Here is a 20,609-nt window from a genome sequence, read left to right as displayed (position 1 = left end):
GGCGGCCCTCCCTTTAGGTCTTAGTACTTCACGCTCACCATCGCGCCGATGATGCGCGGATCGTTCACGAAAGCGGTGTTGTTGTTGAAGTCGATCACGCCGAGCACGTTGTCCTCGTCGGTGATGTTGCGCGCAAAGGCGGCAACTTCCCACTGGCCGTTATCGCCCGCATAGCCGATCTTCAGACCGCCCTCGATCCGGCTGCCGGCGTTGAATTCGCGGCTTTCGTAGAGGAGGAAGTTGGTCTCGCCGAGATAGACCCAGTCGGTGAAGATGAAGAACTCACCCGAATTGCCCACCGGGATGCTATAACGCGCGGTGAAATCGCCGCTCCATTCGGGTGCGTTGGGGAAGGGATTGTTGTTCACCAGCGCGCGGGTCGCTCCGCCCAAGGTCACGGTGCGGTCGGTCACAGTGCACTGGAAGCAGGTGCCCACCGCAAGGGTCGAATCCTTGATCGCGGTGTTGTTGTAGGCGACCCCAAGCGTCACCAGAAACTCGGGCGAGATCTGGAACGCGCCGTCCATTTCCACGCCCCACGCTTCGCCCTTGTTGGCGTTGATCAGCTGCACGAGATTGCCCGCGCCGCCCACAGCCGTGAACTGCGGATCATCGACGGTGTAGTAATAGGCCGCGCCATTCAACCGCACGCGGCGGTCAGCCAGCTCGCTCTTGAAGCCGACTTCGTAGGAGGTGATGTTCTCCGACTGGGCGACCGAAGGCGCGCTGAAGAAGGCGACGTCGCGGCCCTGGATGGTCGGGCCGCGGAACGAATTGGCGACCTTGGCATAGACGCTGGCGTTGTCGGTGACGTCGCCGAACAGGCTGATGTCCCAGTCGATGTTTTCATCGCCCACGCTGCGCGGCTGCGGCGCAGCGCCCGAGAGGACAACGAAGTCCTTTTCGTCATCGGTGTAGCGCAGGCCGCCGGTGACGCGCAGCTTTTCGGTCAGCTGGTACGACACCTGCCCGAACAGCGCCCAAGCCTCGTTGGTGTGATTGACGGTGACCGGCGGCGGGAAGGTGAAGCCGACCGTCGAGACGTCGAAATCGCTGTCGAAATAGAAGCCGCCAACCTGCCAGCTGAGCGGGCCGTCGCCGTTGGAGGCGAGGCGCACTTCCTGCGTGGTCTGCTTGAGGTCGATCGAATCCTGCGTGTCCGAGGGGAACGGGATCAGGCCCGGCCCGCCGCCGCCCGGCAGGAACACCGCGCCAAAGCCGCCGTCGATGTCGCCGCGGCTGGAGCCTTCGGAGGTCCAGTGGCTGGTGATCGAGGTCAGGGTCGCGCCGTCGAATTCGTAGGACGCGGTCAGCGTCGCGCCGAACTGCTGGTAGTTCGCCTTGTTCCCGCCCCCGGCATCATAGAACACCGTGTCGCGATCATAATTGGCGTTGAGGTTGTTGTTGCCCGGCCCGAGGATGTTGGCGCGGAAGAAGGTCGAGGAACCGGCAAGGTCGCGGAAATTGACCGCGGCAAGGATGCTCGCCCGCTCAGTGGGGGTGAACAGCAACTGGCCGCGCACCGCGACGTCTTCATAGCCGCCGAGCGAATTTTCATCGCCGGTGAAGCCGTTGCTGATCCAGTCGCCGCGGCTCTGGAGCTGGGCCGAAACGCGGAAAGCGAGCACATCGGGCACGATCGAGCCGCCTACCGCGCCGCTCAGGGCGAAGGTATCAAGGCTGCCGAACGACAGGGCGGCATTGACGCTGGTGTCGTGGCTGGGCTTGACCGAGTCGATCTTGACGATCCCTGCCGGGGTGTTGCGCCCGAACAGCGTGCCCTGCGGCCCGCGCAGCACTTCGACGCGTTCGACATCGAAGATCGGGAAGCTCTTGAGGGTGACGTTTTCCATCACGACATCGTCGAGCAGCACCGAGACCGGCTGCGATGCGGCGAGATCGAAATCGGTGTTGCCGAGGCCGCGGATGTAGAAGCGCGGGGCGACGCGGCCGTTCGAGCTTTCGACGTTAAGGCCCGGCGCGGTGCCGGCCAGCGCGGTGATATCGGCCGTGGCGCTGAAGATCGCGGTGACGCGCTCGGCATCGAGGATGTCAGCCGAGACGGGCACATCCTGCAGGTTTTCCTCGCGCCGGTTGGCGGTCACGATGATGGTGGCAAGCTGTCCGTCAGCCTCGGTCGCGGCAGCCTCATCCTGCGCGGCGGCAGGTGCGGCAAGGCCGAAGGCGGCAGCGGCGAGCACGGTCGAACCGGCCCATACGGCACGAATGGCAGAAAAGCGGTGTGTCATCGAACAACCCCCTGGTTTGGACGAATGGAGAGTGGGTGGAGCGCGCGGTGACATTTTTGCGCGATTCGCGCGAGGCGACAGACCCATGTTGTTGCGTGGATGTCGCCACTGGACGGCGTTCTTGTGGCAGTTGTTGCAACAAGGTTACATTCGTGCAGGTCTCGCGACAGGAATGTGACACCATCGCGAACCAAGACCGCTACCCCTGCCGGTGCACAAGCCCCATCACCGCGATTGCGCCTGCCCGCCGGGACGCTATAGCGCTCCGCCAACAGGCCCGACCAATTTGGAGCATCCAGCCATGCAAGTGCGCGTCCTTGTCCGACTGAAGCCCGGCGTGCTCGACCCGCAGGGCCGCGCGGTTCACCATGCGCTCGAGGGGCTGGGCTTTGAAGGGGTCGAGGATGTCCGCATCGGCCGGTTGATCGAACTCGATCTGGCCGATGGCACCGATCACGACACGATCAAGGCGATGTGCGAAAAGCTGCTCGCCAACACCGTGATCGAAAGCTTCACCATTGAGGGTGCAGACTGATGGCGTTCCGGGCGGCGGTCATCACCTTCCCGGGATCGAACTGCGACCGGGACATGACAGCGGCGCTGGAGGCAGTGTCCGGCACGCCTGCGATCCGGGTCTGGCACGGCGATGCCGACCTGCCCGATGGGCTTGACCTGATCGCATTGCCCGGCGGCTTTTCCTATGGCGACTATCTGCGTTCCGGCGCGATGGCGGCGACCAGCCCGATCATGCGCGCGGTTGTCGCGGCAGCCGAGCGCGGCGTCCCGGTGCTGGGCGTGTGCAACGGCTTTCAGGTGCTGACCGAAGCCCGCCTCCTGCCCGGCGCGCTGCTGCGCAATGCCGGCCAGCGCTTTGTGTGCCGCACGGTCGGCCTGACGGTTGAGGGCACCGCTTCGCCCTTCATGGCGGGCTACCAGCCGGGCGAGACAATCCGCATTCCGGTGGCGCATCATGATGGCAACTATTTTGCCGATGCCGAAACGCTCGACCGGATCGAGGGCGAAGGCCGGATCGCCTTCCGCTATGCCGAGCCTGTCAACGGATCAGCGCGCGACATTGCCGGGGTGCTCTCCGCCAATGGCCGGGTGCTGGGCATGATGCCGCACCCCGAAAGGGCGATCGAACCGGCGGCTCATCCTTCGCTTGGTGGTGCGGACGGGCGGCGGCTGTTCGAGAGCATCCTCGCCGCGCTTTCGGCCGCAGCCTAGGCGCGGCGTTCGCGGAGCTGCCGGAACAGCCCGCTGGCGTCGGCGGAGGTCATCGGCCGGCCGAAATAGAAGCCCTGGATCTTGTCGCAGCCGAGGTTGCGGATCAGCTCGGCTTCCTCGCCGGTTTCCACCCCTTCGGCGGTCGTGGTCATGTTGAGGCTCTTGGCCATCGCCACCACCGCGTTGATGATTGCGAGGCTCTCCGCGCTCCCCTGCGCTGCCCCTTGCACGAAGGTGCGATCGACCTTGATGGTCGAGAATCTGAGCTTCCTCAGATAGCCCAGCGAGGAATAGCCCGTCCCGAAGTCGTCGAGCGCCACCGAGCAGCCCAGCGCCATCACCTGCTCGAGCGCATTGCGCGCCACACTGGCATCGCGCAGGAAGATGCTCTCGGTCACTTCGATTTCGAGCCGCTCGGGCTTCAGACCGGTCACGGCCAGCGCCTCGACCACCTCGGCATGGAAATCGGGTTCGAGCAGCTGCTCGGGCGAGACGTTGACGTTGACCTTGACGTCCTCGGGCCAGTTGCGCGCTTCCTCGCAGGCCTTGCGCATGACCCATTTGCCGATCGGCACAATCAGGCGGGTGTCTTCGGCAAGCGGGATGAACTTGCCGGGGCTGACGAAGCCGTGCTCGGTGCTGTTCCAGCGCACCAGCGCCTCGAAGCTGACCACCTTCTCGCTCCGCGCATCGACCACGGGCTGATAGTGCAGCACCATCTCGTCGCGCCCCAGTGCCTTGCGCAAGGCGACTTCGAGCTGGCGGCGCTCCTCGGCCGACGCGTGGAGTTCCGGCTCGAACCGGCAATGTTCGCCGCCGCCGCTGTCCTTGGCGCGGTAGAGCGCGAGGTCGGCGTTGCGCATCATTTCCTCAACGCTCGCCCCGTCACGCGGGCCTTCCGCCGAACCGACGCTGGCGCCGACATAGAGCGTGTGGTGATCGACCTGATAGGGCTCCGACAAGCGTTCAATCACGCGGGTAGCAAGGCTGCCGATCACGCCGGGCGTGCTCGCGTCACGGATCACGATGGCAAACTCATCGCCGCCCAGACGCCCGCACAGCTGGTTTTCACCCATGAGCGATTGCAGCCGCGCCGAAACCTGCGCCAGCAGCTTGTCACCGGTCATGTGGCCCAGCGAATCATTGATCGACTTGAAGCGGTCGAGGTCCACCATCAGCAGCGCGCAGCGCGTGCGCCACTGCACCGCATAGCGCAGCGCCTCGCCCAAAGCTTCGGTCAGCTGCAAGCGATTGGGCAGCTGGGTCAGCGTGTCGTAACGCGCCAGATAGGCGATCTTTTCCGAGGATTTGCGTTGCTCGGTGACATCCGATCCGACCCCGCGGAATCCGGTGAAGCGGCCCTGCTCGTCACGCATCGGGGTGCCCGACAGCTCCCACCAGCGCTCCTCGCCCAGGATCGAGACCTGCACCAGCATATTCGAGAAGTTCTCGCGGTTCTTCAGCCGCTCGGCGAGATCGTGAAGGCTGGGCGGGAATTGCCCGCTTGCCCAGCTTTGCCCTGCAATCATCTCAAGCAGGGGCTTGCCTTCGACGTCACTCTGCGCACGTCCGAGCGCAAAGGCAAAGCGCGGGGAGACAGAGCGAAGCCGCCGCGCAGGATCGACCTCCCACAGCCAGTCGGCCTCGTTCTCCTCGAACTCGCGCAGCAGCAACGAGACCACCGCTTCCTTCTCGGTCACCGCCGCCTCGGCCAGACGCGCCTTGAGGAAGATCGAGCGCACCTGGATCGTGGCGACCAGGCTCGAGATCGTGAACAGGATCGCCGCGCCCATCGCGTGCCATTCCCCCGCCACGGCAAGGCTAAGCGCCGCGCCCAGCCCCATGATGCCGATATAGAGGATCACGCTCAGCGGCGAGGTCGAGAACACGAAGGTCGACGAGACCATCAGCACCAGCACGATCAGCACCAGCATCGTCGCCTGAGCACCGCCAGCGAGCCAGGGAAAGGCGAGCAGCGCCCCCACCCAGCACAGCGCCCCGGCGATGGCATTGAGGTTCTGTCGCCGCTCCAGCTGGGCCGCGCCGGTGCGTGCCACAGGATCGACCAGCAAAAGGTCGGTCTGGCGCGACTTGTAGAGAATGAAGGCCTGAAGCGCGGCCCAGGGGCCAACGATCAGCAGCCCGATCAGCGGCGCAAATGCCGATGCGACAAAGGCGATGATCAGCGCATTGGCGAGCATCCGGTTGCGGCTGGCCTGCGCCAGTTCAGCAAATTCGTCACCCCGCAGCCGCGTCGGATCGAACGCCGGATTGCGCGACAGACCGAGCACGTCGGCAATCGGCAAATCGGCTGGAAGCGCCGGTGCAGGAGAGGCGGATTGGTGAACCACGGCGCACAGCTTAACGCCGAATGGTTAGGGCGCGGTAAAGCACGAGCGGGAATCTGGCGGCGCGCCCAAGGCAGCGCCGCCGTTCCCGCGCGCGGCTATTCTACGGTCACCGACTTGGCGAGATTGCGCGGCTGATCGACGTCCGTCCCCTTCACCACGGCGACATGATAGGCGAGCAACTGCACCGGCACGGCATAGACCAGCGGCACGATCAGCGGGTGGACGACCGGCATCTCGATGGTAGCGACGCAGCCCTCGCCCGCCTCGGCGATCCCTTCGGCATCGGAAATCAGCACCACCTGCCCCCCGCGCGCGCGCACTTCCTCCATGTTGGAGACGGTCTTTTCGAACAGCGGGCCCGATGGCGCGATCACCACGACCGGCACGGCATCGTCGATCAGCGCGATGGGGCCGTGCTTCATCTCGCCAGCGGCATAGCCCTCTGCATGAATGTAGCTGATCTCCTTCAGCTTCAGCGCCCCCTCCAGTGCCAGCGGATAATCCTGCCCGCGCCCGAGATAGAGGACATCGCGCGCCGGCGCGATCAGATGCGCCATCGCGGCAATGTCATCATCATGCGCGAGCGCGGCATTGAGCGCCGCCGGGGCTTCGAGCAGATGGCGAACGATCTCGGCCTCTTCCTCGCGCGTGAGGCGTCCCTTTTTCACCGCCATGTGGGCAGCCAGCGCCGCGAGCACGGCGAGCTGGCAGGTGAAGGCCTTGGTCGAGGCGACGCCGATTTCCGGCCCGGCATGGGTCGGCAGCAGCAAGTCCGCCTCGCGCGCCATGGTGCTGGTCGGCACGTTGACGACGACACCGATGGTCTGGCCGTTGGCCTTGCAATGCCTCAACGCCGCCAGCGTGTCTGCCGTCTCACCGCTTTGCGAGATGAACAGCGCAAGGCCGCCCTCCTCCAGCACCGGATTGCGATACCGGAACTCGGAGGCGACATCGATGTCGACCGGCACGCGGGCGAATTGCTCGAACCAGTATTTCGCGACCATGCCGGCATAGAAGCTGGTGCCGCACGCGACGATGGTGAGGCGGCGGATGGCCGAGAGGTCGAAATCGATCTGCGGCAGCGCCACGGAATTGTCCGAACGGCGCAGATAGGACGCGAGCGTCTGCGCCACCACGGTGGGCTGCTCGTAGATCTCCTTCTGCATGAAATGGCGGTAATTGCCCTTCTCCACCGCCGCCGCTGAAGCGCCCGAGGCGCGGATCTCGCGCGTGACAGGGTTGCCGTCGGCATCATAGACCTGCGCCGAATCGCGGCGCACCACCACCCAGTCGCCCTCTTCAAGATAGGCAACGCGCTGCGTCAGGGGAGCGAGCGCCAGCGCGTCGGAGCCGAGATACATTTCCGGCTCGTCGCCCTCAGGCCCGTAGCCCAGCACCAGCGGCGAGCCGAGGCGCGCGCCGATCAGCAGATCGGGATGTTGGCGGAACGCGATCGCCAGCGCAAAGGCACCGCGCAGGCGCGGCAGCACGTTGCGCACCGCCGAGACCGGATCTGCCCCCGCCTCGACTTCGGCGGAAATGAGGTGCGCGACCACTTCGCTGTCGGTCTCGCTCTCGAACACCCGGCCCTTGGCCGCCAGTTCGCTGCGCAAGTCCTTGAAGTTCTCGATGATGCCATTGTGGACGATGGCCACTTCGGCGGTCGCATGGGGGTGGGCATTGGCTGCGGTCGGCGCGCCGTGGGTTGCCCAGCGGGTATGCGCAATCCCGACATCGCCGGGCGCCGGATCGCCCGCCAGCACATTCACCAGATTGGCGAGCCGGCCTTCCGCTCGCCGCCGCACCAGCGCCCCGCCATGCAAGGTGCAGATCCCGGCACTGTCATAGCCGCGATATTCCATACGCTTGAGGCCGTCCACGAGGCGGTCGGCGACATTGCCCTGCCCCACGATCCCGATAATGCCGCACATCGTCCGGTATAATCCTTCGTTGTTGTTTATGCCGCTCTAACCGTGCGCCGGTTAACGGCAACCCCTCCGATCATGCAGCCTCTCCATCTTTGGCCCGTGCTTGGTGCCGGGCTTAGGAAAAAAACAACCTTTCCTTCCTATTCACCATTCTTCGAGACGCACCCTTCGCTTGTCTCAGGCGAGGTGCGCAAGGTTTTATGTGAGAGCCTCGGGGGCTGGGAATGAGCGCATTCGGCAAAAAGGGCAATGCAGGCGGGATGAAGCCGGGCGCACGGCCTGCTTTCGGTGTCGCACGCCCGATGAAGGGCGCAGGTGCAGGCCCGCGCGGGGGTGAGCAGTTCCCGCCGATCCCCGGAGAAGCCGCCCCGCCGCGCCCCGCGCCCGCGCCGACACCCTCGCTCGCCAAGCCTGCGACCACCTCTGAGGCGATCGACCGCCTCAATGAACGCATGGCGGCGGTCAACGAATCCAATTCCGAAGTCGGCGGCTTTGAAGCCAGCGTTCACAAGATCAAGGAACAGGTGCTCCCGCGCCTGCTCGAACGTGTCGACCCGGAAGCCGCCGCAACGCTCTCCAAGGAAGAGCTGTCGGAAGAGTTCCGCCCGATCATCATGGAAGTGCTGGCCGAGCTCAAGGTCACGCTCAACCGGCGCGAGCAGTTCGCGCTGGAAAAGGTGCTGATCGACGAATTGCTCGGCTTCGGCCCGCTCGAAGAGCTGCTGAACGATCCGGACGTGTCCGATATCATGGTCAACGGCCCGGACCAGACCTACATCGAAAAGAAGGGCAAGCTCCAGCTCGCCCCGATCCGCTTCCGCGACGAACAGCACCTGTTCCAGATCGCGCAGCGCATCGTGAACCAGGTCGGCCGCCGCGTTGACCAGACCACGCCGCTGGCGGACGCCCGCCTGAAAGACGGCTCGCGTGTGAACGTGATCGTCCCGCCGCTCAGCCTTCGTGGCACCGCGATCTCGATTCGTAAGTTTTCCGAAAAGCCGATCACGCTCGATATGCTGCGCGACTTCGGCTCGATGTCGGACAAGATGTGCACCGCGCTCAAGATCGCGGGCGCGTGCCGGATGAACATCGTCATCTCGGGCGGTACGGGTTCGGGTAAGACGACGATGCTCAACGCCCTGTCGAAGATGATCGACCCGGGCGAGCGCGTGCTGACCATCGAAGACGCGGCGGAACTCCGGCTGCAACAGCCGCACTGGCTGCCGCTCGAAACCCGCCCGCCGAACCTCGAAGGCCAGGGCGCGATCACCATCGGCGACCTCGTTAAGAACGCCCTGCGTATGCGTCCTGACCGCATCATCCTGGGGGAAATTCGCGGCGCGGAGTGTTTCGACCTGCTGGCCGCGATGAACACCGGTCACGACGGTTCGATGTGTACGCTCCACGCCAACAGCCCGCGCGAATGCCTTGGCCGTATGGAAAACATGATCCTGATGGGCGACATCAAGATCCCCAAGGAAGCCATCAGCCGCCAGATCGCCGAATCGGTCGACCTGATCGTGCAGGTGAAGCGTCTGCGCGACGGCTCGCGCCGCACCACCAACATCACCGAGGTGATCGGGATGGAAGGCGACGTGATCGTGACGCAGGAGCTGTTCAAGTTCGAATATCTCGACGAGAGCGACGACGGGAAGATCCTCGGTGAATTCCGCTCGTCGGGCCTGCGCCCCTACACGCTCGAAAAGGCGCGGCAATTCGGCTTCGATCAGGCGTATCTTGAGGCCTGCCTGTAAGGCAGGCGGTTCGGCCTAACCGGCCGGCGGCCGGTCGGCCTTGCGACGCCTTTGGCGTCGATTGATCGCGAGTATCAGCGCCCCGATACCGACAGCCCCGCCACCGATCGGCAGCAGGCTGACCTGCGCCGTGCGCCGGGCGGGGAGTTCACCGAGGTCGCCAAAGCCGCCATAGCTCAAGGCACTGCCATCGGCCTTGCCTGCCGCAATCCAGCGCTTGACCGTCGCGACATCCTCCGGCGCAACCGGAAGGATCGACGCGTCGCTGCATCCCGGCTGATGCACCTGCGGCAGGCCGGTGATCGCATTGCGCGAGGGGTAATGCAGCCAGCCCGTCCACGGCTCCTCAGCCGCCGCACCCTGATCCACCCCAACGAGGGTCGCGCGATGCAGGCTCATGCTTTCGGGCAATTCGAAGGTTGAATTGGGCCACCAAAGGCGGATCGTCTCCCCCGCTTTACCCTTGAGCACCGCATCGACGCGGTAGGTGAGGATAGCGAGGTCATAATCGACATAGCCATCCTTCGCGGTGACGATTTCATAATCCGTCAGATCGCCCACGAAGATCAGGTCGGCCTCAAGAAAATCAGCCTCGCCGCTCTCCCTATAGGTGATGCAGGCATTGGCGGCCGGCGCTGCCGCAGCAACCGAGACGGAAAGCAGGGCGCGAAAAAGCAGGCGGGCAGCGACCATGCCCTTCTCTATGCCTACAACCCTCCGATCACAACCGGCAGGCTCAGCGCCAGACACCCGCCGCCCAGCATCGCGGCAAGCATGAACAGGCCCGTCCACGGCACCCAACCGACCTGCTCCAGCCGGTCGAGATCGCGGCGCTTGGCGCGGCGGCGCTCCATCACGGCGGCAAAGCCTGCGAACAGCCACAGCAGCCCGCCCGTGACCGCAAGCTGCGCAGCATCGCTCAGCAGTTCGAATTGGGCGAGAGGGTTCAGCACGCAGCGCCATGTAGGTGCGGCGCGCGCTTGCGCAAGGCGCGATGGTGCGCCAAGCGGGATCGCGATGGATGGCTCGATCGCCCGCCCCCGCCCCTTGCTCGCGCTGTTCGTGCGGCTGCTCGCCGCTTTCGCGCTGGCGACGATGGCGATGCTGGTGAAACTGGCGGGGCAGCGCGGTGCGCATCTCATCGAGTTGATCTTCTGGCGGCAGGCGCTGACGATGGTGCTGCTTGGCGCGGGGATGGCCGTGACGGGCAAACTGGCGATGCTCAAGACGCAGCGATTGCCCGCCCATGCCCGGCGCGCGGCGAGCGGTTTGTTCGGGATGATCTTCACCTATGGCGCGGTGCTGCTGCTGCCGCTCGCCGAAGCCACCACATTGGGGTTCACAGCGCCGGTCTTTGCCGTGCTGATCGCGATGGTGCTGTTTGCCGAGCGCATCGGCCCCTATCGCTGGGCCGCCATCGCGATGGGATTTGCAGGCGTGGTCGTGGTGATGCAGCCTTTTGGGGCGTTGCACGAAGGCGTGACGCTGGCGGGTATCGCAGTGGGTCTCGTCGCGCCCTTCATGGTCGCGCTGATCAGCTTCCAGTTGCAGGACTTGAACACCACCGAGAACCCGTGGAGCATCGTTTTCTGGTTCGCGGCACTGACGACGCCGGTGGCGGCGCTGGCCCTGCCCTTTGTGATCGCCGCGCATGATTCAGTGACATGGTCGCTGATCCTCGGCATGGGTTTCATCGGTGCGATGGCCCAGATGCTGCTAACGACCTCGTTGCGGTTCGGATCGGCGGCGGTGATCCTGCTGATGGATTACACCGCGCTGCTGTGGGCGACCTATTACGGCGCCTATGTCTTCGACACCGCCGCACCTGCCAGCCTGTGGCTCGGCGCGCCGCTGATCATCGGCGCAGGGCTGCTCATCGCCTGGCGCGAACACCGTCTGGCCAAGGCGAAACGTGTCGCTTCAGCGGCGAGTCAGGAATAGATGTCCAGCCTCGCGCGTTGTGCTGCAAACCCGATGCAAAGGAGAACCCCCGTGATTCGCAACACTCTGATCGCTGTCGCTCTGGCCGCGCTGACGCTGACCACCACCGCCTGCAACACGGTCGAAGGCGTGGGCGACGACATCAAGTCGGTGGGCCGCGCCGGCAAGCGCGCGATCGATTGATCGCGCCGGCGCGGACACGCCGCGCCAGAACCTTCAACGATAGACCAGCATGATATTGTTGGCCGGAAGCGCATGGCGCGCGCTTCTGGCCATGCCGTGCTGTGCCGCAAGCGCATCGAGCGCCTCGGCTTCGCGCAAGCCCCAAAGCGGGTTGCGCGCCTTGAGGCTGGCGTCGAATTCGCGGTTCGAAGCCGTGGTTTCCACCCCGGCCTCGATATAGGGGCCGTAAAGGATGAGCGGGCCTCCGCCGCTGCTGCCCAATAAACGGGCAGCACCCCGGAAAAGCCCGCAGGTCGCCTCCCACGGGCTGATGTGAACCATGTTGATGCACACTAATGCATCAGCCTCGGCGACCGGCCAGTGTTCCGGTGCAGCGGCATCAAGCAGCAGCGGCGCGGCGAGGTTGGTGCCGCCGTAGTCCGCGCGGTACGCCGCGATCGAGGCCAGCGCCTCGGGCGAGGGATCGGTCGGCTGCCAAAGCAGCGCAGGAAAGCGGTCGGCGAAGAACACCGCGTGCTCCCCTGTCCCTGCCGCAATTTCGAGCACCCTGCCCCGCGCTGGCAATTCTTGCGCCAGCACCGCCGCAATCGGATCGCGGTTGCGCAGGGTAGCAGGGGCGTGCTGCTTCGCGCTCACGAAAGCTTCCTCACGAAACCTGGCGCTCCTGCCCCTCCCAATAGGGTGCGCGCAACTCGCGGCGCAGGATCTTGCCGCTGGCGTTGCGCGGCATCACCGGGATGACATCGACGCTCTTGGGCGCCTTGAAGGCGGCGATCCGCTCGCGTGTCCACGCGATCACGTCGGCCTCGTCCACTTCCATGCCCGGCTTGGCGACGACGCAGGCCTTCACCTCCTCGCCCCACTTGGCGGATGGCACACCAATCACCGCAACCTCGGCGATGGCAGGGTGGCCGTAGATCGCGCTTTCGACCTCCGCCGGATAGACGTTCTCGCCGCCCGAGATGATCATGTCCTTGATGCGATCCTGGATGTAGACATAGCCGTCTTCGTCCATCACGCCTGCATCACCGGTGTGGAGCCAGCCGTCAGGGTCGATGGTCTTGGCCGTCGCCTCGGGAAGCTTCCAGTAACCCGGCGTGTTGCTGGGAGAGAGGATGCAGACCTCGCCGATTGCGCCGCGCGGCACCTCGACATTGTCCGGCCCGCGCACTTCGATTTGCACCCCCGGACAGGCCTTGCCCGCCGAGCGCATACGCTGGTTGCCCTCAAGCGAGTGATCCTCGGGCGGCAGGATCGAGATCGTGCCTGACGTCTCGGTCATGCCATAGGCTTGCAGGAACTTCGTCGTCGGCATCGTCCGCACCGCTTCCTTGAGCAGTTCCAGCGGCATCGGCGCGGCACCATACATCAGGTACTTGAGATTGCTGAAGTCCGTGGTTGCGGCGCGCGGGTGCTGGACGACCATCTGGAGCGCGGCGGGCACGATGAACATATGCGTTGCCCCGGCCTCGATCGCTTCCAGCACGCCGACGGGGGTGAATTCCGCCTGCACAAGGCTGCGCACCCCGTTGGCGATGGCGATGTTCACAAGGCCGGTGCCACCGATATGCGCGCACGGCATGGCCACCAGCATACAATCGCCCGGCTCGTAATACTGCCAGTCGAGCCCAGCCTCGTTCCCGGCATTCCTCAAGCCCAGCAGGTTGGTGTTGGTCAGCTGCGCGCCCTTGGGATTGCCGGTGGTGCCGCTCGTATAAAGCTGGAGCACCGGATCATGCGGGCCGGGCGGAGTATAGTCGGCAGGCTCGAACCCTGCCGCTGCCGTGCGCGCGGCCTCGGCCTCGATCACTTCGGGGTTGGCCGGGACGTCGCCTGCCACCTGGTGCGCGACCGCGACGAACTCGGCATCGGCGAACAACAGCCTCGCCTCGGTATCGCCGAGGATATAGGCGATTTCGCGCGGGGCCAGCCGCCAGCCGATCGGCACCATCACCGCCCCCATGCGCGCCGCCGCGATGTAGAGCATGAAGTAGATATCGCGATTCTTGCCGAGCCACGCCACGCGGTCGCCCTTGCCGATCCCGCGCGCCTGCATCAGCGCAATCAGCTGGCGGGTGAGAAGGTCAGCCTCGGCATAGCTGGTCTTGCGCCCGTCCTGATCGAAGGCCGGGCCGTCAGGGCGCTCCTTCGCCCAGAAATGCAGGATTTCGTCGAAGGTCTGGAATGCGTGATAGGCATTGCGCGCCATGCTGTGCTCTCTCCCAAAAGCGTTTGGGGAAAGGTTAGGCAAATCCGCTCAGCCGTCCAGCATCCATTTAGCGAAACCGCCCCTGCCGCCGCGCGGCGGGTTCACGGATAAGAAGCCAGATCCCGAGCCCGAGCGGCCCGGCCATCAGGGTCGCAAACAAGATCGGCCCTTGCACCAGCCGCGAAATGCTCTTGGCATCGGCATCGCGCGCGATCCACAGCCCGGCGAACAGATCGAAGGCGAGGTAATGCGTCCAGCCGATCGTCACCCCCGCATCGTTGGCAAAGATCGCGCGGATGCCCGGAATGGTGGTGAAATCCGCCCCGCCCCCACCCGGATTGGGGATCAGCCCGCTCACCACCCCGACGAGGCAGGTGGCATAGACCGCGCAAAGCAGGCCGACGCCGAGATACAGGATCGCCGACAGCAGCGCAGGCCAGCGCGGCAACAGGATCAGCGCCGCCCAGGCGACCAGCGCCAGCAGATTGACCGCGCCGAACAGCGCCGCCCAGCTCATGCCGCCTCCCCGGCGCCTGCTGCCACCTTGCGCCATTCGCGCGCGGCGCGGCGCATCGCTTCGTTGTCGTGGGTGAAGCGCCCGCCCGCCCGGCGCAGCGCAAGGCCCAGCGCCGCTTCCGCTACCAGCTCGGCGTCGATCGAACGGAACCGTTCCCACGAACCCGACAGCAGCGGGTCGATCAGCGGTGCAGCGATGATCGCGGCGCGCTCGGCAAAGCGCAGGTCATCGACCCGCTCCCCGCGCAAGAGGCCAGGGTGCAGGATATCGAGCCGTTTGAACCCGATGCGGCTGAGCGCTTCCTCGGTCTCGCCCTTGACGCGCATATAGAGCGCCTTGGCGCGGCTGTTTGCCCCGGCCGCGCTGACCACCACCATGTTCGGCACACCTGCGCGCTTGGCCGCTTCGGCGGTGGCGAGCACGAGCTCCTGATCGACCGCGCGGAACGCCGCCTCATCGCGGCCCGCCTTCTTCCAGGTCGTGCCCAAAGCGCAGATCAGCGCGCGCGGACGCACCGCGTCGAGCACCTCGCCCCACTTGGACGGGTCGGAGACGAACATCTCCATCCGTGCACCGGGCGGAAGCGGTGCCTCGCGCCGGGCAATGCCGACGAGGCGCACATCATCGGTCTGGCTGGCGATTTCGATCACCCGGCGGCCGATCAGGCCGGTCGCGCCGACCAGCGCCACCCGGACGGGGCCAAAGGCACGCGGATCAGACATTGATCAACCCCACCGGCCGCTCGCCATAGATGCCCGCGACCGCCTGCATGGCGAAGCGATCGGACATCCCGGCGATGAAATCGGCAATCACCCGCGCGCGGCCCGGATCGTGCAGCGGCAGCCGCGCCTGCCAGTCATCCGGCATCAACGTCGCATCCTGCGCATAGGCGACATAGAGCCGCGCCACGACATCGCGCGCACGCTCGGCTGCCGAAATCTGTTCGGGGTGGTAGTAGAGCCGTTCGTACATGAAGGTCTTCAGCCGCCGTTCCTGCGCTGCCATCGCCGGCGAGAAGCCCGCCAGCTGCCGCCCGGCGGCGCGCACTTCTGCGACCGATCCCACATCCTTCACCTGCGCCGCGGTGTGCGCGATCACGTCATTCACCATCAATCCGATCTGGTCACGAACAAGCTCGCGCAGCAGACGCTCACGCGGGGCGTGAGGAAAGCGCTTTTCGACCACCCGCCACTGGTCTGCGAGGAAATCGAGGGTGAGAAGGTCATCAAGCAGCAGGAACCCGGCGCGCAGGCCGTCGTCGATGTCGTGATTGTCATAGGCGATGTCGTCCGCCACCGCCGCCACCTGCGCCTCAAGGCTGGGCCAGGTGCCCAGATCGAGCGGAAAGGCGGCATCCAGTTCCGCCAGCGCCCAATTGGGGGCGGCGACCGGGCCATTGTGCTTGGCCAGCCCTTCGAGCAGATCCCAGGTGAGATTGAGGCCGTCATGCGCCGGATAGGGGCACTCGATCCGCATCACCGTGCGCAGCGCCTGCGCATTGTGATCGAACCCGCCATGACGCTCCATCGCATCGGACAGCGCGGCCTCGCCCGCATGGCCGAACGGCGGGTGGCCAAGATCATGCGCCAGGCACAGCGCCTCGGTCAGATCCTCGTCGAGCCCCAGCGCACGGGCGATCACCCGGCCGATCTGCGCGACTTCGAGGCTGTGGGTGAGGCGGGTGCGGTAATGGTCGCCGTCTGGCGCGATGAACACCTGCGTCTTGGACTTCAGCCGCCGGAAGCTCATCGAATGGACGATCCGGTCGCGGTCGCGCTGGAACGGGCTGCGCGGCCCACGCCGCTCGCCGCTCGCCGCGCCGCCATGGTTGCGAGGGGCGAATTCGCGGGGGCCGGGGTTGGCAGGATCGGCGGCGTAGGGGGCACAGGTCATGCCGCGGCGATTAAGCCAGCCGCCGCTGCCGCTCAACCGGAACGAGGCGTGAACAGCGTATAATTGATGGAAAAACAGTCACTTCGATCAGTGACAAATTATGGGGCCGCCGTCCGGTGATTGGGGGGGAGGACAGCGGCCCCAAGGGCCAATCGGTGCGACCCGAAGACCCGGATGATGCCAGGAATGCTCCATGACAAAATCCGCGCGCCCCTTAGGCGGAAACGTTAACAAGTTGCACCCCCTGCAACCTTACGATGCGGCAAGCCGCCCCCGCGGGGGGGTGAGCCGAGGTCTAGTCCACCATTTCCTGATCCAGAATCCAGTCGGCCGCCGCCTCGCAGTGGATTCGCGTGGAGTCGAAGATCGGCAGGACATTGGCATCGACATCGACCACCAGATCAAGCTCGGTGCAGGCCAGCACCACGCCCGCGGCACCCTCCTGCGCGGTGTTGGTGATAATGGTCTTCATCGTCCGCTCAGCCTCGCGCGTGACCTTGCCGACCATCAGCTCGTCATAGATGATCCGGTCGAGCATCTCGACATAGTCGAGCTTAGGCGGGAGCAGGTCGATCCCGTGGGCGACGAGACGCTTGCGATAGAAGCTCTCGGTCATCACGTTGCGCGTGCCCAGCAGCGCTGCGCTCGAAATGCCGGCGCGCTTCATGGCAAGGCCGACATATTCGGCGATGTGCAGGATCGGGATATTCACGGCCGCTGCGACATCATCATACAGGCGGTGCATCGAATTGGCGCCGATGATCAGCCCCTCGGCCCCCGCGCCCTCCAGCCGCCGCGCACTCTCGGTCAGCACGCTTGCCGCGCGCTGCCAGTCGCGCTCTTCACGCAGGGCGTAGAGCTGGCAGAAATCGAGGCTTTCGATCAGCAGCGGCGCGCTCGCCATCGGCGCAGCGCGTTTCTGGACGATGCGGTTGATATGGTCGTAATAGGTCGCGGTCGACACCCAGCTCATGCCGCCGATGATCCCGAGTTTGCGCAAAGCCCGGTGCCCTTTCCTTCGTGTTCGCAGATGCGGAAACCTGTAGGGCGCAAATTTCCCCTGCGTCCAGTGGCCAAGGCCTGCGAAAGCGGCTTACTCGGATTTTGGCGGCGAGGCGTGTTCGGCAAGCCACGGGGTGAGATCGCCGAGCGTGGCTTCCGGCGCCTCCTCGTGCGGCAGGTGGCCGATCTTGGGGTAGATCACCAGCTGGTTGTTCGGCATCGTTTTCGCCAGCCACTGCCCCGCCTCGACCGGGATGATCCGGTCTTCCGCGCCCCACAGGATCAGCGTGGGTGTCGTCACCTTGGCGATATCGGCCGCCGCGAGCGGATCATAGGGCAGGCTGAAGCGCGCCAGCGTTGCGCGGCGGTTGCCGGGGTAGCGCAGCAGCTCCCAGTAACGGTCGACCGCGGCAGGGGTGACGACCGATTTGACCGACACCGATTGTTCGAGGCTCTGCTGGATCAGCTCACGCGGCGTAATCTGTTCGACCAGCAGATTGACCCCCGGCATCCGCGCGATGGTGAAGCCGATATTGCCGCTATCCTCGTCGTCCTTCCGGGCGAGCTTCAGCATCGGCCCGCCGCTGCCATCGACCAGCACGAGACCATCAAGGCGCTCCGGATGGGCGATGGCATAGGCAAGCGCGTGCTTGCCGCCCATAGAATTCCCGCCGAGGATGAAGCGCCCCAGGCCCAGCTTGTCCGCCACGGCGCCGATATCGGCAACGAAATTGGCGGTCGAGTAATCGCCCCTGGGATCGGGGCCGGTCAGGCCGTGGCCGACCTGATCGAAGCGGATCACCCGGTACTGGCCCTTCAGCGCCTCCACCCACGGCTCCCACGTATGCAGATCGGCGTTCGATCCGTGGAGCAGCATGATGACGGGCGCATCGCGCGGCCCCTCGTCGCGCAGGTGGATGGTCAGCCCATCGCCGACATCCACGAATTGCGAGGGCGGCGCACCATATTTGGCGCGCATTTCGGCAGCGTCGGTGTCCGGGGTGCGGAAGATGAGGAAGGCGGCGACCAGCACCGTCAGCAGCGCGAGAAACCCGCGCACAAGCCACTTTTTCATTTCATCTCCGCAATCCAGCGCCGCACCACCGCGACGCCTTCCTTGTCGACGCTCGATTTACCGAGTTCGGGCATGGCGATGCCGCCTTCGGCTGAGTCCATCCGGTAAAGCAGGATCGACGTGTCTGGCTGGCCCGGCACAATCGAGAAGTCATGCCCCCCCGCCCCGCGCCCCGCCGCGACCGGGCGCTTGAAGATGCCGATGGCGTGCGGATCGGACTGTTCCCAGCGCAGATCGAGGCCGGAGTTCGACGCGCCGCCGCCCGGCTGATGGCAATGGGCGCAGTTCACATCGAGATAGGCACGGGCAAGCGCCGGAGTATCGGGCAAAAGATCGCGGTTGTTCCAATCGGGCAGGAAGCGGGCAACCTCGGGCACGGCTTCGAGCATATCGGCAGAAAACATCGAGGTCAGCCACAACTGCCCCAGATTGCGCGCCTTGGGGCCGATGGGGATGACCTGCCCGTCCTTGCTGTGACAGGTCTTGCACTGGTTCTTGTTGGGGATGGCATAGGAAATCGCCTCGCCCGCAGGCGTGACGAGATCCAGCCGTCCGCCCGCAACCGCGAGGGTCGCATCGGTCTGCTCCTCGTTCCAGCGATAGGGCAGCGCGATCCAGCCATCCGCCCGGTGGAGGAGCACGCGGGTCTCGATCAACCGGCGATCTGCGCCTTCGCCGAAGGCAAAGGTCTTGATGATCGCCGCGCCCACCGGGAATTTGAGCAGCCCCTCCCCTTCGGCGGCGAGCTTGGTGCCTTCGGGCAGGTAGATGAAGCGCAGCTTCTCCGCCCCGTCCGACCACAGCGGGGTGGCGAGGGCATAGGGGATCACGCGCGCGCTGGGCTGCTGCTGCGCGGCATCGGCGAAGAAACCGAATTCACTGAGCGCGCGCGGCATCCCGGCCCCGGCAACAGCGGCATCATTGACGCGGGGCACCTCGGGCGCACCCGCGCGCGCGGCGATCCCGCCGCCCAGCACCAGCAGCGCACAGGCCAGCAGGGCACCGCCGCGCCTCACTTCAGCCGCGCCTCCAGCGCTGCAGGTGCGCCGACGACCGGGAATATCCACAATTCGGTCGGGGTCAGCGTAAGCGGCCCTGGCTGCGCCTCGGCTAGGCTCTGGCCGACCTTTGCCAGATTGAGCGTCCAGCCGCTTACCCCCGGCGCGATCTTGAGCGCAGTGTCGGGGCTTTCGGCAAGGCCATCCCACAGCACCGGCGGCAGCGCGCCGCCAAAGGCCGCGAGCAATTGCTCCTTGCCGTCGAGCTGCGGATCATCCCCCCCGCGCCCGAAGGCATTGCGGCCGATGATCACATTGCGGGCATGGGGGTTGTAGCGGGGGTCTTCGAAGGGCTGGACATAGGCGATCACCATCACATGGGCGGTGGCGTTGCCTTCAAAGGCGTTATCCTCGACCAAGACGCCGTCATTGGCCATCACCAGCACGCCCGTGCCGCGCCGCACGCTGGCAACGATATTGCCCGGCGGGGCGAAGTTGGGGGTATCGTTGTCCTTCACCACATTCTTGCGCAGGATCACATCGCCGCCGCCCATCACCGGCAGGCCCGGCAGATCGAACACCAGCAGCCCGCCGGTATTGTGGGTGGCGATGTTGTTCTCGACCAGCGCGCCGCGGCTGTTCTCGATCTCGATCCCGGCGACATTATATTCGACGATGTTGCCGCGCACGGTGATGTCGCGGCTCTGGCCCACGTAAATCCCGGCATCCGAAGCGCCGACCACCTTGGAACGCTGCACCAGCACCCCGGTGCTTTCGACCGGATAGATGCCATAGGCGCCGTTGGTCGCCTTCGGCCCGCCGGTCCACTCGACCCGGATGCTGTCATAGATGATCATGTCCGCGCCCTTGGACTTGATCCCGTCGCCCTTGGCGTTCTCGACCGCAAAGCCGCGCAAGGTGACATTGTCGCTGGTGACCAGCAGGCCTTCGCCTGCCCCCTTCTGGTCGGTGAAGTCGAGGATGGTTGTGTCCATCCCCTGCCCCACCACCGTCACCCCGTCGACATCGAGGCTAAGCCCGTCGGTGAGCGTGAAGCGCCCTTCGCCCAGTTCGATGGTATCGCCCGGCGCGGCGAGGATCAGCGCCTCCACCAACGCATTGGGGCCGTCAGCGGGGCTGACACGGTGCGTTTCAGCAGCGAGCGGCGCAGCGGTAGCGAGCAACGCGGCGGCAAAGGCGATGCGGTTCATGGTGTTCTCCCTCTCCGCTGTGCAATGTGGCGCATAGGGGGGAGGGAATGCAAGCGGGGAGCGCGGCGACC

At 65.5% G+C, this 20,609-nt stretch carries 19 protein-coding genes; 5 read left to right on the top strand and 14 right to left on the bottom strand.

The features are described 5' to 3' along the window. Nucleotides 1-20: 20 nt before the first annotated feature. Nucleotides 21-2,249: a TonB-dependent receptor gene (locus PS060_RS10935; RefSeq protein WP_273983147.1), complete on the bottom strand. Its 2,229-nt coding sequence runs from the start codon at nt 2,247-2,249 to the stop codon at nt 21-23. Nucleotides 2,250-2,550: 301 nt separating this feature from the next. Between PS060_RS10935 and purS the strand changes: the two genes are divergently transcribed. Both purS and purQ read left to right on the top strand, forming a co-directional pair. After that, a complete protein-coding gene (purS, locus tag PS060_RS10930; protein ID WP_273983146.1) occupies nt 2,551-2,784 on the top strand; it encodes a phosphoribosylformylglycinamidine synthase subunit PurS in 234 nt (77 codons plus the stop codon). Further along, on the top strand, nt 2,784-3,476 hold the full coding sequence (gene purQ / locus PS060_RS10925; protein WP_273983144.1) for a phosphoribosylformylglycinamidine synthase subunit PurQ: 693 nt from the start codon (nt 2,784-2,786) through the stop codon (nt 3,474-3,476). Before purS ends, purQ begins: the two co-directional genes overlap by 1 nt. Here purQ and PS060_RS10920 read toward each other — a convergent pair. Beyond that, the gene (locus tag PS060_RS10920) at nt 3,473-5,827 is read right to left on the bottom strand and encodes a putative bifunctional diguanylate cyclase/phosphodiesterase (RefSeq protein WP_273983142.1); all 2,355 of its coding nucleotides are present in this window, start codon (nt 5,825-5,827) and stop codon (nt 3,473-3,475) included. The genes purQ and PS060_RS10920 overlap by 4 nt on opposite strands. Before the next feature lie 95 nt (nt 5,828-5,922). After that, complete coding sequence (gene glmS, locus PS060_RS10915) at nt 5,923-7,758, bottom strand: glutamine--fructose-6-phosphate transaminase (isomerizing) (RefSeq protein ID WP_273983140.1); 1,836 nt, start codon at nt 7,756-7,758, stop codon at nt 5,923-5,925. Nucleotides 7,759-7,979: 221 nt separating this feature from the next. On the opposite strand from glmS, the gene PS060_RS10910 reads away from it, so the two are divergent. Then, a complete protein-coding gene (locus tag PS060_RS10910; RefSeq protein WP_273983139.1) occupies nt 7,980-9,509 on the top strand; it encodes a CpaF family protein in 1,530 nt (509 codons plus the stop codon). A 15-nt stretch (nt 9,510-9,524) separates the two neighbouring features. On the opposite strand, the gene PS060_RS10905 is transcribed toward PS060_RS10910, so the two are convergent. Then, nucleotides 9,525-10,202 carry a hypothetical protein gene (locus PS060_RS10905; RefSeq protein ID WP_273983138.1) on the bottom strand — a complete coding sequence of 226 codons (678 nt, stop codon included), beginning with the start codon at nt 10,200-10,202 and terminating at the stop codon, nt 9,525-9,527. A 14-nt stretch (nt 10,203-10,216) separates the two neighbouring features. Beyond that, the gene (locus PS060_RS10900; RefSeq protein WP_273983137.1) at nt 10,217-10,462 is read right to left on the bottom strand and encodes a hypothetical protein; all 246 of its coding nucleotides are present in this window, start codon (nt 10,460-10,462) and stop codon (nt 10,217-10,219) included. 64 nt (nt 10,463-10,526) lie between these two features. Between PS060_RS10900 and PS060_RS10895 the strand changes: the two genes are divergently transcribed. Both PS060_RS10895 and PS060_RS10890 read left to right on the top strand, forming a co-directional pair. Continuing rightward, nucleotides 10,527-11,450 carry a DMT family transporter gene (locus PS060_RS10895; RefSeq protein WP_273983135.1) on the top strand — a complete coding sequence of 308 codons (924 nt, stop codon included), beginning with the start codon at nt 10,527-10,529 and terminating at the stop codon, nt 11,448-11,450. Nucleotides 11,451-11,501: 51 nt separating this feature from the next. Continuing rightward, a complete protein-coding gene (locus PS060_RS10890; protein ID WP_273983133.1) occupies nt 11,502-11,633 on the top strand; it encodes an Entericidin EcnA/B family protein in 132 nt (43 codons plus the stop codon). A gap of 33 nt (nt 11,634-11,666) precedes the next feature. On the opposite strand, the gene PS060_RS10885 is transcribed toward PS060_RS10890, so the two are convergent. The 9 genes from PS060_RS10885 to PS060_RS10845 all read right to left on the bottom strand — a co-directional run bounded on the left by PS060_RS10885 (nt 11,667) and on the right by PS060_RS10845 (nt 20,538). Next, nucleotides 11,667-12,269, bottom strand: a complete 603-nt coding sequence (locus PS060_RS10885; protein WP_273983131.1) for a DUF938 domain-containing protein — start codon at nt 12,267-12,269, stop codon at nt 11,667-11,669. A gap of 10 nt (nt 12,270-12,279) precedes the next feature. Then, entirely contained in the window at nt 12,280-13,842 is a 1,563-nt protein-coding gene (locus PS060_RS10880) for a long-chain-fatty-acid--CoA ligase (protein ID WP_273983130.1), read from the bottom strand. Between the two features lie 67 nt (nt 13,843-13,909). Next, on the bottom strand, nt 13,910-14,359 hold the full coding sequence (locus PS060_RS10875) for an ABA4-like family protein (RefSeq protein ID WP_273983128.1): 450 nt from the start codon (nt 14,357-14,359) through the stop codon (nt 13,910-13,912). Next, on the bottom strand, nt 14,356-15,081 hold the full coding sequence (locus PS060_RS10870; protein ID WP_273983126.1) for an NAD(P)H-binding protein: 726 nt from the start codon (nt 15,079-15,081) through the stop codon (nt 14,356-14,358). Before PS060_RS10870 ends, PS060_RS10875 begins: the two co-directional genes overlap by 4 nt. Further along, entirely contained in the window at nt 15,074-16,252 is a 1,179-nt protein-coding gene (locus PS060_RS10865) for a deoxyguanosinetriphosphate triphosphohydrolase (RefSeq protein WP_273983125.1), read from the bottom strand. Before PS060_RS10865 ends, PS060_RS10870 begins: the two co-directional genes overlap by 8 nt. A 295-nt stretch (nt 16,253-16,547) precedes the next feature. Next, nucleotides 16,548-17,252, bottom strand: coding sequence for an aspartate/glutamate racemase family protein (locus tag PS060_RS10860; protein ID WP_273983124.1), 705 nt, complete (start codon nt 17,250-17,252; stop codon nt 16,548-16,550). 93 nt (nt 17,253-17,345) lie between these two features. Beyond that, nucleotides 17,346-18,329, bottom strand: a complete 984-nt coding sequence (locus tag PS060_RS10855) for an alpha/beta fold hydrolase (RefSeq protein WP_273983123.1) — start codon at nt 18,327-18,329, stop codon at nt 17,346-17,348. Next, nucleotides 18,326-19,345, bottom strand: coding sequence for an SO2930 family diheme c-type cytochrome (locus PS060_RS10850; RefSeq protein ID WP_273983121.1), 1,020 nt, complete (start codon nt 19,343-19,345; stop codon nt 18,326-18,328). The genes PS060_RS10855 and PS060_RS10850 overlap by 4 nt, the downstream gene beginning before the upstream one ends. Next, nucleotides 19,342-20,538 carry a parallel beta-helix domain-containing protein gene (locus PS060_RS10845; RefSeq protein WP_273983120.1) on the bottom strand — a complete coding sequence of 399 codons (1,197 nt, stop codon included), beginning with the start codon at nt 20,536-20,538 and terminating at the stop codon, nt 19,342-19,344. Before PS060_RS10845 ends, PS060_RS10850 begins: the two co-directional genes overlap by 4 nt. Between the last annotated feature and the right edge of the window lie 71 nt (nt 20,539-20,609).

The sequence above is a fragment of the Erythrobacter sp. BLCC-B19 genome (assembly GCF_028621955.1).
Lineage (GTDB): Bacteria > Pseudomonadota > Alphaproteobacteria > Sphingomonadales > Sphingomonadaceae > Erythrobacter.
This window is presented reverse-complemented; position numbering and strand designations above follow the sequence as displayed.